General features: G+C 68.2%; 8 protein-coding genes. 5 read left to right on the top strand and 3 right to left on the bottom strand.

Going from position 1 to position 8,454, the window contains the following annotated elements; translation table 11 throughout:
* Window positions 1-90: 90 nt before the first annotated feature.
* The 3 genes from ACQY7V_RS07095 to ACQY7V_RS07085 form a co-directional block, all read right to left on the bottom strand.
* Window positions 91-651 (bottom strand): NYN domain-containing protein, encoded by a 561-nt coding sequence (locus ACQY7V_RS07095; protein WP_407822833.1) that lies wholly within the window; start codon window positions 649-651, stop codon window positions 91-93.
* A 179-nt stretch (window positions 652-830) separates the two neighbouring features.
* Complete coding sequence (gene glpK / locus ACQY7V_RS07090) at window positions 831-2,357, bottom strand: glycerol kinase GlpK (RefSeq protein WP_154476961.1); 1,527 nt, start codon at window positions 2,355-2,357, stop codon at window positions 831-833.
* 104 nt (window positions 2,358-2,461) lie between these two features.
* Window positions 2,462-3,268, bottom strand: a complete 807-nt coding sequence (locus ACQY7V_RS07085; RefSeq protein ID WP_154476122.1) for an MIP/aquaporin family protein — start codon at window positions 3,266-3,268, stop codon at window positions 2,462-2,464.
* A 421-nt stretch (window positions 3,269-3,689) separates the two neighbouring features.
* Here ACQY7V_RS07085 and ACQY7V_RS07080 point away from each other — a divergent pair, with 421 nt between their 5' ends.
* The 5 genes from ACQY7V_RS07080 (at window position 3,690) to ACQY7V_RS07060 (ending at window position 8,419) form a co-directional block, all read left to right on the top strand.
* Complete coding sequence (locus ACQY7V_RS07080) at window positions 3,690-4,634, top strand: sugar-binding transcriptional regulator (RefSeq protein WP_428639528.1); 945 nt, start codon at window positions 3,690-3,692, stop codon at window positions 4,632-4,634.
* On the top strand, window positions 4,631-5,158 hold the full coding sequence (locus ACQY7V_RS07075) for an amino-acid N-acetyltransferase (protein WP_184453879.1): 528 nt from the start codon (window positions 4,631-4,633) through the stop codon (window positions 5,156-5,158). The genes ACQY7V_RS07080 and ACQY7V_RS07075 overlap by 4 nt, the downstream gene beginning before the upstream one ends.
* 210 nt (window positions 5,159-5,368) lie before the next feature.
* Window positions 5,369-6,157 carry a (Fe-S)-binding protein gene (locus ACQY7V_RS07070; RefSeq protein WP_184453881.1) on the top strand — a complete coding sequence of 263 codons (789 nt, stop codon included), beginning with the start codon at window positions 5,369-5,371 and terminating at the stop codon, window positions 6,155-6,157.
* Window position 6,158: 1 nt separating this feature from the next.
* Entirely contained in the window at window positions 6,159-7,760 is a 1,602-nt protein-coding gene (locus ACQY7V_RS07065) for a LutB/LldF family L-lactate oxidation iron-sulfur protein (protein WP_277298999.1), read from the top strand.
* On the top strand, window positions 7,757-8,419 hold the full coding sequence (locus ACQY7V_RS07060; protein ID WP_277298998.1) for a LutC/YkgG family protein: 663 nt from the start codon (window positions 7,757-7,759) through the stop codon (window positions 8,417-8,419). The genes ACQY7V_RS07065 and ACQY7V_RS07060 overlap by 4 nt, the downstream gene beginning before the upstream one ends.
* The last annotated feature ends 35 nt before the right edge of the window (window positions 8,420-8,454 follow it).

The raw sequence follows: 8,454 nt of genomic DNA, 5'->3' as shown, positions 1-8,454 counted from the left end.
TTGTCTTCAGCGCGAGCGATCCGGGCCGGACGGGCCCGGCGCCGATGGGAGCGCGGATGGGTCCGAAGCGCTGCGGCGCGCGCGAAGCGGTCAGAGGAAGTCGAAGGGGTTGAAGTCGTCGACGTCGATGATCCTCAGCCTCGGCAGCGTCACTTGGAAGGCGTGGACGTCGTATTCGAGGTCGATGATCTCCAGGCCCTTGTCCTGAAGGTCGTGGAGGGAGGAGGCGAGGAACTCGCGGAAGCACATGACGGCGACTCGCCGCCCCATGTCGAGGAGGTTCTCCACCTGCGGGGCGAAGTCGGCGTCGTGGCTCGCGAGGATCACCGCGCCGGATTCGAGCTCGGCGATCGCGTCCATCGTGCGCTGGAGGCCGACGTCGACGACCTTCATGTCCTCCGGGCCCGACAGCGGGATCACCGAGTAGTCCATCGCGTTGAGGGCCTGGATGAAGCCCATCGGCAGGATGCCGGAGGATCCGTTGAGGAAGAAGAGGCCCTTGGCGGGTTCGTCCCACTGGTGCGCCGCCGCTTCGAGGACGCGGTCCCAGCGGGGTCGTTCTTCGGGCAGGGGGCGCCGGTCGAGGACCGACATCCCCAGGGTCGCGTCGATGTTCTCGCCGTCGATGATCAGATAAGTCTTTTCGCTCATAGGTGTCACCATGGCACCAGCCTAGAGCGGCCCGCGCTTTTCCGCGCGGCCCGCCGTCGGGCGCCTGCGCTCCGCACTGCCCCGGTGCGCGCTTCGCGGGGATCCGCAGGCGGGAAGCGGCGGGGGCGGGGCGATTCCGAAGAACCGGCCCCGCCCCCGCACGGGCGCGAATCAGAGCGTCACTTGACGTCCTCGTCGACCCAGTCGTAGGTCCGGGTCACGGCCTTCTTCCAGAGGCGGTAGGTGCGGTCGCGCTCGGCGGCGTCCATCGACGGCGTCCAGCGCTTGTCCTCCTGCCAGTTGGCGATGACGTCCTCGGTGCCGTTCCAGAATCCGACGGCGATGCCGGCCGCGTAGGCGGCGCCGAGGGCGGTGGTCTCGGCGACGACCGGGCGGATGACGTCCACGCCGCACAGGTCGGCCTGGAACTGCATGACGAGGTCGTCGCGGGTCATGCCGCCATCGACCTTGAGCTCCTTGAGCGGAACGCCGGCGTCGGCGTTCATCGCGTCGAGGACCTCGGCGGACTGGAAGGCGGTCGATTCCTCGACGGCGCGGGCGATGTGGGCCTTGGTCACGTAACGGGTGAGGCCGACGATCGCGCCGCGGGCGTCGTCCTTCCAGTACGGGGCGAAGAGGCCGGAGAACGCCGGGACGAAGTAGACGCCGCCGTTGTCCTCGACCGTCTCGGCGAGGGCCTGGATGTCCGAGGACTTCTCGATCATGCCGAGGTTGTCGCGGACCCACTGGACGAGCGAGCCGGCGACGGCGATCGAGCCCTCGAGGGCGTACACGGGCTTCTCATCGCCGAGCTTGTAGAGCAGGGTGGTGAGGAGGCCGTTGTTCGAGAAGATCGGCTCCTCGCCGGTGTTCATGAGCATGAAGCAGCCGGTGCCGTAGGTGTTCTTCGCGGTGCCCTTCTCGAAGCAGGCCTGACCGAAGGTCGCGGCCTGCTGGTCGCCGAGGATGCCGGAGATCGGAACGCCCGCGAGCAGGCCGTTCGGGCGGCCGACGCCGTAGACGGCGGCCGAGGACTTGATCTCGGGGAGCATCGACATCGGGATGCGGAAGTCGGCGCAGATGTCCTCGCGCCACTCGAGCGTGCGGACGTCCATGAGGAGCGTGCGGGAGGCGTTGGTGACGTCGGTGGCGTGGACGCCGCCGTTGACGCCGCCGGTGAGGTTCCACAGGACCCAGGTGTCCGGGGTTCCGAAGAGCAGGTCGCCGGCCTCGGCCTTCTCGCGCGCGCCCTCGACGTTGTCGAGGATCCAGGTGATGCGGGGGGCGGAGGGGTAGGTCGAGATGTTCTCGCCGGTGATCTGGCGGTAACGCTCGGTGCCGAGCGGGTCGCCTGCGGCGATCTCGCGGACGATCGGCGCGGTGCGGGTGTCCTGCCAGACGAGGGCGTTGTAGACGGGCTCACCAGTGTTCTTGTCCCAGACGATCGTGGTCTCGCGCTGGTTGGTGATGCCGACGGCGGCGAGCTGCTCGCCGTTGATCTCCGCCTTCTGGAGGGCCTCGGCGACGACCGCGCGCACGGACTCCCAGATCTCGACGGGATCGTGCTCGACCCAGCCCGGGTTCGGGAAGATCTGGGTGAACTCCTTCTGGCCGACCGAGACGATCTCGCCGGAGTGGTTGAAGATGATCGCGCGCGAGGACGTGGTGCCCTGGTCGATCGCCAGGACGAACTTCTCAACGGACATTCTCATGTTCCCTTCTGGTCACTTCTTTGTGTTTCAGCAGGACGCGGGGTCCCAGGCGAGTCCGCCCGGGACCCCGCGTTCGGAGTACGGGTCTGCTGCGAGGATCAGGCGGCGGTGACGAGGCCGGAGCCGTAGGCGACGAGGACCGCGACGACGGCGCCGAGGATCGGGCCGACGACCGGGACCCAGGAGTAGCCCCAGTCGGAGCCGCCCTTGCCCTTGATCGGGAGGACCGCGTGGGCGATGCGCGGGCCGAGGTCACGGGCCGGGTTGATCGCGTATCCGGTCGGGCCGCCGAGCGAGGTGCCGATGACGACGATGATGAGGGCGACGCCGAGCGGGCCGATCGCGGTGGTCGTGTATCCGGAGACGAAGACCCAGAGGATGAGGACGAAGGTGCCGATGGCCTCAGTGAGGGTGTTCCATCCGTAGGAGCGGATCTCCGGACCGGTTGAGAAGACGCCGAGCTTGAGGGCCGGATCGCAGTCCTCATCGAAGTGCTGCTTGAAGGTGAGCCAGCACAGGACGGCGCCGACGAAGGCGCCGAGGAACTGGGCGACGATGTAGATCGCGACGTTCGCGGCGGTCACGGCGATGCCGCCCTCGCCGATGGCCGGGCCGTTGAGGGTGACGGCCGGGTCGAACATGTAGGCGACGACCTTGGCGATGGTCACGGCGGGGTTGAGGTGGCCGCCGGTCGTGTAGGCGACGTAGACGCCGGCGAGGACTGCGAAACCCCAGCCGAAGTTGATCATGAGCCAGCCGCCGCCCTTGCCCTTGGACTTCGGCAGGAGGTTCGTCGCGACAACGCCGCCACCGAGGAGGAGGAGGATCGCGGTGCCGAGGAACTCCGACATGAAGATCTTGCCGGAGCCGACTTCAGCAACTGCAGGAAGAAGTGTTGCGAGCATTTTTCCCTATCTTTCTCCGACGCATCGTTGCGCCGGATCTCCGGGCGGTCTCCCGCCCGTATGTGCCGATGGCGAAAAGGTCAACGCACTTCGCCACCGCCGCTGATCGTAACTCTTCGAATCGCCCACGAGCTGGGAAAAGCCTGGCGATTCGTCGGAGGTTGAACCGGTGGGCGGCGCCGCCTGTGGACTCGGCGGAACGTTGCCCTATTCACTTGGACGGCCTCAGTATGCCAGCGCCTGCACATCGATCCGGAACCATTGGACGTTTGTGCATCTGCAAATCGTGACGCCGCTCATACGTGACGCCTCACACCGCCCCCCAAGCGCGTGCACATTCCAGGAAATGTCCCTGCACGCCTGTGCATGGCACACTAGGCCCGTGACCATTCGCGACGAACAGGCCCACGAAGCGGCCTCGATGTACTACCTCCAGGGGCAGACGATGGAGACGATCGCCCGCCACCTGGGCGTCTCGCGCTCCTCCGTTTCACGCCTCCTCTCCTACGCGCGCGAAACCGGGCTCGTCCGCATTTCCGTCAGCGCCGCCCCGGGGAACAAGGGCACCCTCGCCGGACAGATCTCCGAGCTCTTCGGCGTCCAGACCTCCGTCGTCCCCGTCCACGACGTCCACACCGAGGTGAACCGGCTGCACAACGTCGCCCTCGTCGCCGCTGAACGCCTCATCGACATGATGAAGCCCGGCACCACCCTCGGCATCGCCTGGGGCAACACGACCTCGGAGATCACGCGCTGCCTCCCCAAGGTCAGCTTCCCGGGCTCAACCGTGGTCCAGCTCAACGGCGCGGCCACCGCCACCGAATCCGGCATGCCCTACGCCGACGCCATCATCTCCCGCGCGGCCCGCGCGATCGGCGGCTCGATGGTCCACTTCCCCGTGCCGACCTTCTTCGACTACGCCGAGACGAAGAGCGCCCTGTGGCGCGAGCGCTCCGTCCGCGCGGTCCTCAAGACGATCGACAACTGCGACATCGCCCTCTTCGGCGTCGGCTCCCTCTCGGCGCGCCTGCCCTCCCACGTCTACTCGGGCGGATTCCTCGACACCGAGGAGATCGCCGCCGCCCAGCGCGACGGAGTCGTCGGCGACGTCTGCACCGTGCTCCTGCGCGAGGACGGCTCCACCGACATGGAACTCAATTCCCGGGCGTCGGGCCCGACGCCCGAGACCCTGCGCCGCATCCCCCGACGCCTCTGCGTCGTCGCGGGCGCCTCCAAGGCCCTCCCGCTCCTCGGCGCGCTGCGCGCCCGCGTCGTCACGGACCTCGTCCTCGACGACGGCGCGGCGCGCGAACTCCTCGACCTCGTCCGCACGCGCTCGAACCAGACCCGGGGCGGCCTCCGATGACGCACGTCATCCGCCAGGCGCGCCCCACCGATGTCCGCGCGATCGCCGCGCTCGTCGAGCCCTATGCGATGCGCCGGATCCTCGTCGTCAAGGAGCTCATCGCCTACTTCGAAGACGTCCAAGAATTCGTGGTCGCCGTCAACGACGAGGACGGCGAGATCATCGGCTGCGGCGCCCTGCACGTCATGTGGGACGACATCGCGGAGATCCGCACCCTCGCTGTGTCGCCCGACCACCTCCACTCAGGTGTCGGCTCGGCGATCCTGCGCACCCTCATCGCGCGCGCCCAGGACCTCGACCTCAAACGCGTCTTCTGCCTGACCTTCGAAGTCGACTTCTTCGCCCGCCACGGCTTCTACGAGATCGAGGGCACGCCCGTCGGCGAAGACGTCTTCTACGAGATGATCCGCAGCCACGACGACGGCATCAAGGAGTTCCTCGACCTCGCCTCCTTCAAGCCGAACACACTCGGCAACACCCGCATGATGCGCGATCTCGACGGCGCCACCGCCGACGCGGGCTAGGCCTCGCACCCCGGGACCAATTTCCTAAGTGCGGGCTCACGCTATTCGCCGTCCCGCACCGGGGCGCACGGCGCTTCGGGCGGACGGGACAGGCCCCCTTTCCCCCGCGAACGCGCCAAGAGCCGTGCCGACCTCCAAGTCGAAGGGCGCACTCCGCCGGTCGTGACGTACAGTCGGCACTGTTCGACAGACGCAACGACAAGGACGCCCATGCGACTCGCACTCTTCGCCACCTGCATCGGAGACCTCATGTTCCCGCAGGCCCCGCAGGCGACCGTTCATCTCCTCGAAAGACTCGGGCACGAAGTCGTCTTCCCCGAATCTCAGGGCTGCTGCGGCCAAATGCACATCAACACCGGCTACTTCCCCGAGGCCGTACCCCTCATCAAGAACCACGTGCGGACCTTCGAACCGGTCCTCGACGGGGAATGGGACGCGATCGTCGTCCCCTCGGGCTCCTGCACGGGCTCGCTGCGCCACCAGGCGGAAATGGTCTCGCGCACCGAAGGCATGCCGGGAATGGCCAAGCGCGCCGCCCAGATCGCCGAGAAGACCTACGACCTCTCCGAACTCCTCGTCGACATCCTCGGCCTCGAGGACGTGGGCGCCTTCTTCCCGCACCGGGTTACCTACCACCCGACCTGCCACTCCATGCGCATCGCCCGGGTCGGCGACCGCCCCTACCGCCTCCTCAAGGCGGTCGAGGGCATCGACCTCGTCGACCTCCCCGAAGCGGAATCCTGCTGCGGATTCGGCGGCACCTTCTCGATGAAGAACCACCAGACCTCCACCGCGATGCTCGCCGACAAGATCGCCAACGTGAAGGCGACCAAGGCCGAGATCCTCACCGCAGGCGACTACTCGTGCCTCATGCACATCGGCGGCGGCCTTTCGCGCCAGCGCGCGGGCGTCCGCCTCATGCACCTCGCAGAGATCCTCGCCGGCACGCGAGAGCAGCCCTGGGAAGCCCCCGAGACCACGACGAAACTGGGAGCCTGAAATGACCCGCGAACACCCCGCCGTAAGCGCACCGACAGGCTGGTCGCCCTCGGCCCCCGCGCCCGAAGAGCCCCTCAAGTGGGGCAAGCCCTTCCCGAAGGCCGCCGCCCAGACGCTGCGCAACACGCAGATGCGCCGCAACCTCACCCACGCGACGACGACCATCCGCAACAAGCGGGCCCTGCGCGTCGCCGAGATGCCCGACTGGGAGCAGCTCCGCCTCGCCGGATCGGCCATCAAGAACCGCGCGATGTCCAGGCTCCCCGAGCTCCTCGAAGAACTCGAGCGCAACGTCACCGCACGCGGAGGCGTCGTCCACTGGGCGAAGGACGCCGCGGAGGCCAATGCGATCGCCTACGCGATCGCAGCCTCCAAGGGCGTGGACGAGGTCGTCAAGGTGAAGTCGATGGTGACCCAGGAGATCGGGCTCAACGAGTACTTCGCCGAGCGCGGCATCGCCGCCTGGGAGACCGACCTCGCCGAGATGATCGTCCAGCTCGCCGATGACATGCCGAGCCACATCGTCGTCCCGGCGATCCACCGCAACCGCTCCGAAGTGCGCGCCATCTTCAAGGCCCGCATGGGCGATGCCCCCGAGGACCTCGGCGACAAGCCGGTCGAACTCGCGGGAGCGGCGCGCGCTCACCTGCGCAAGAAGTTCCTCTCGGCGAAGGTCGCCATCTCCGGATCGAACATGATGATCGCCGAGACGGGCACCCTCACCGTCTTCGAGTCCGAGGGCAACGGCCGCATGTGCCTCACCCTGCCCGAAACCCTGATCTCGATCGTCGGCATTGAGAAGATCGTCCCGAACTACCGCGACGCCGAAGTCATCGCGCAGCTCCTCCCCCGTTCGGCGACCGGCGAGCGCATGAACCCCTACACCTCCATGTGGACCGGCGTCACCCCGGGCGACGGCCCGCAGGAGTTCCACCTCATCCTCCTCGACAACGGGCGCTCGAAGGTCCTCGCCGACCCGGTCGGCCGTCAGGCCCTGCACTGCATCCGCTGCGGTTCATGCATGAACGTCTGCCCCGTGTACGAGCACGTCGGCGGCCACGCCTACCAGAGCGTCTACCCCGGCCCGATCGGCGCGATCCTCACCCCGCAGCTGCGCGGCTCCTTCTCGCACTCCGACCCGGGCGCCTCCCTCCCCTTCGCCTCCTCGCTGTGCGGCGCCTGCTTCGACGCCTGCCCCATGCGCATCAACATCCCCGAGGTCCTCGTCGAGCTCCGCCACCGCGCCGTCGAGGCTCAGCGCGGCGGCCTGCCGAGCGTGTGGGATGTCGCGATGAACGCGGCGAAGATCCCCATGGCCTCCGGGCCCCTCATGAAGGCCGCCGGGCGCCTCATGCCCGTGGGCCGCGCCCTCGCGGGCTCGGATCGGCGCATCGTCAACCTGCCGTGGCCCGGCACCGCATGGTCGAACTCCCGGGACGTCCCCGCTCCGCCCGCCCAGACCTTCCGCCAGTGGATGGCCGAGCACGCCGAATCGGGGCCCGCCCCGGCCTGCGGATGCCATGGGACCTGCGCGGGTTCTTCCGAAACGCCGTCGGGGACCGCGACGACGCCGCTGATCGACGATAAAGGAGCCCAGCTGTGAGCTCGAGGGATGAGATCCTGGCAACCCTGAGGGCTGCCCGCAACGCCTCCCAGTCCGCCGCCCCCTCGACCGAGGTGCCGCGCGACTACCGTCTCGAGGGAGACGACTCCCCGGGGTCCGCCCCGGTGCTCGCCGAGTTCGTCGAGAAGCTCGAGGACTACAACGTCGAGGTCCATCGCATCACGACGGATGCGATCCCCGAGACGATCTCATCGGTCCTCGACGCGCGCGGCGCCGAATCGGTCGTCGTGCCCGCCGGGCTCGACGCGGCCTGGAAAGAGGCCGCTGGGAAGGGGGAGTGCCTCCTGCGCGTCGATTCCGTCGAGCACCCGCTGAGCAAGGACGAGCTCGACGCGACGCACGCAGTCGTGACGGCTTCACGCACCGCCGTCTCACTGTCGGGGACCATCATCCTCGACGGCGAGCCCGATCAGGGCCGGAGGATCATCACCCTCCTGCCCGACCTGCATCTGTGCGTCGTCAACGCCTCGACCGTTCAGGCGACAGTGCCGCAGGCCGTCAGCATCATCGGCGAGAACCCCACGCGACCGACGACCTGGATCGCCGGGGGCTCGGCCACTTCGGACATCGAGCTCGTCCGCGTCGACGGCGTGCACGGTCCGCGCTCCCTCGTCGTCCTCCTCGTCGAGGACCTCTGAGTTCGAAACTCCGCCCGCGGGCCCGCCGGATCGAC

The sequence above is a fragment of the Schaalia sp. genome (assembly GCF_050312375.1).
Classification (GTDB): domain Bacteria; phylum Actinomycetota; class Actinomycetes; order Actinomycetales; family Actinomycetaceae; genus Pauljensenia; species Pauljensenia hyovaginalis.
This window is presented reverse-complemented; position numbering and strand designations above follow the sequence as displayed.